Annotated in this window: 2 protein-coding genes and 1 pseudogene; 1 reads left to right on the plus strand and 2 read right to left on the minus strand. The window is 32.2% G+C overall.

Annotated features, from left to right (window positions below; translation table 11 throughout):
- Both ACH2BO_RS10785 and ACH2BO_RS10790 read right to left on the minus strand, forming a co-directional pair.
- Nucleotides 1-571 (minus strand): annotated as a pseudogene (locus ACH2BO_RS10785) (transporter); the annotation flags it as partial.
- A 22-nt stretch (nucleotides 572-593) separates the two neighbouring features.
- Nucleotides 594-1553: a hypothetical protein gene (locus ACH2BO_RS10790; RefSeq protein WP_395044753.1), complete on the minus strand. Its 960-nt coding sequence runs from the start codon at nucleotides 1551-1553 to the stop codon at nucleotides 594-596.
- A gap of 100 nt (nucleotides 1554-1653) precedes the next feature.
- On the opposite strand from ACH2BO_RS10790, the gene ACH2BO_RS10795 reads away from it, so the two are divergent.
- Nucleotides 1654-2533: aminoacyl--tRNA ligase-related protein (locus tag ACH2BO_RS10795; protein ID WP_395044754.1), on the plus strand; the 880-nt coding region annotated here is incomplete at its 3' end.

Below are 2533 nucleotides of genomic sequence, written 5' to 3' on the forward strand. Positions count from 1 at the left end.
TGATTATATAACTTTGATAACCTAAGTAAGCTTGTTGCTCGTTAAAAAATAAATCAGCATAATCAAAATCATTTCCAGTTACTATACTTAGAGGTACACCATTAGCATAACTCAAAAAATAATTTGATATTGAATTATTTGGATTAGTTCCAGACGAAAAAATACTATTATCTAAATCACCAGCGTTATCATAATTTACAGCTAAAGCAAATTTTTTCCAATCACTATTTTTATCATTATTGTCAAATACAAAAACACCACCAGCTTGATTTAAATCAAAAGTATTGTTATTTTCAGAGGTTTGTTTACCAAAATAGTTTGAATCGTTTTTAGTATTAAAACTACTTAATGTAAATCCAGCTTGATTATTTGCAAATACAACAGAGCCAGCAGGATTAACACCAATTGCAGATAAATCGCCACCCAATGCTCCAAAAGCTCCACTCATTGCTCTAAATCTAGCAGTTCCATTTAAGTTTTCTTTAGAATATCTTAAGGCATCATTAATGTCTTGCGCTTGTGAAGAAATAAAAATAAGTCCCACAAACACTGTAAAAAAAGTCTTTTTCATAAATTTTTTTTAAATGTTTTAATTATCTTCTTCCGCCACCAGAAGATCTTCCACCACCACCAGATGATGAACTACCACCAGAAGATCTACTTCCACCATAAGATCCGCTACCAGATGAACTGGGAGAATAGGAAGGTGTTGGAGCTTCATAAGTTCTTGTAGGAGTTGTTGTTCTAACAGGTGTTGTAGCTGAATTTGATCTTGTTGGCGATGTACTGTTATAAGTTCTAGTAGGTGAAGTGCCAACTTGATTTGTATTTCTAGTTCTAGTAGAATTAGAATTGGTTCTTGTTGTACCAGATTCGTTATAATTTCTTGTTGTATTTCTAACAGTATTAGTTTCGCTTCTAGCTCTTCCAGAATTAAAATTTCTTGTTATTGGTGCACTTGATCTAGAACCATAACTGTAGTTATTATTGAAATTAGAATTTCTTCTTCCTCCATTATAAGCATAATTGTTTCCGTAATAACCATTTCCGTAGTAACCATTTCCGTAGTAACCATTTCCATAATTTCCACACCAAGAATTTGGTCCATACCAACCATTCCAACCCCAATTATTGTAACCCCAATAATTTCCATAAAAATTATTAAAGCCAAAATTATTGTATCCCCAATTATTGTCGTACACATTTACAACTACAGATTCACTGCCATTGTTTCCCCAACTTGCATAAGAATTAGATTGAACTTCTGTACCATTTCTTAAAATAGTATCATTGTAAGTAGAATAATTATCAACATCAGTAAATACTTCATTTTGATTATCTTCGTTTAACGAACTAAAATAATCTTTGTATTTATTATTAGAATCAGCAGATTGTGTTTCTTTTTTCTTTTTCACATCTGAACTTCCATAAATACCATCATTGTCGTAATAAGTAGAGTTTTGGTAAGAACCACAAGAAGTTAAAACCAAAGTTAAAATTCCAAATAAAGAATAAATGGAAATTTTTTGCGAAGAAAAGTAAATAGTTTTCATATCTATAGCATTTTTATTGTTGCACATTACAAAAATAGTTAGTTTTGCCGAACTATTTAGTTAAATTTATCAAAACAATTTTTATGCCAAACTATTCAATATGAGCAAGAACTTAACAAAAAGAGAAGAAGATTATTCCAAATGGTATAATGAACTTGTGGTTAAAGCAGATTTAGCCGAAAATTCAGGAGTTAGAGGTTGTATGGTTATTAAACCATATGGTTATGCAATTTGGGAAAAAATGCAAGCAGAATTAGACAGAATGTTTAAAGAAACGGGTCACAGTAATGCTTATTTTCCGCTTTTTGTACCCAAAAGTATGTTTGAAGCAGAAGAAAAAAATGCAGAAGGTTTTGCTAAAGAATGCGCCATTGTAACGCATTACAGATTAAAAAATGATCCAGACAATCCAGGAAAATTAATGGTTGACCCAAATGCAAAACTAGAGGAAGAATTAATAGTTAGACCAACAAGTGAAGCAATAATTTGGTCTACATATAAAGGTTGGGTGCAATCATACAGAGATTTGCCATTATTAATTAATCAATGGGCAAACGTAGTTAGATGGGAAATGAGAACTAGATTATTTTTGCGTACAGCAGAATTTTTATGGCAAGAAGGACACACAGCTCATGCAACAAAACAAGAAGCAATAGAAGAATCTGAAAAAATGATGCATGTATATGCAGATTTTGCCGAAAATTTTATGGCAATGCCAGTAATTAAAGGTTTAAAAACAGAAACTGAGCGTTTTGCTGGAGCAGATGAAACCTATTGTATAGAAGCACTAATGCAAGATGGTAAGGCATTGCAAGCAGGAACATCACATTTTTTAGGTCAAAATTTTGCAAAAGCATTTGATGTTAAATTTGCTACCAAAGAGGGCACTCAGGATTTTGTCTGGGCCACTTCATGGGGTGTTTCTACCCGCTTAGTTGGAGCTTTAATTATGAGCCATAGTGATGATAACGGTTTAGTGC

Origin of the sequence: Flavobacterium sp. (genome assembly GCF_043773265.1) — a bacterium.
Taxonomy (GTDB): Bacteria; Bacteroidota; Bacteroidia; order Flavobacteriales; family Flavobacteriaceae; genus Flavobacterium.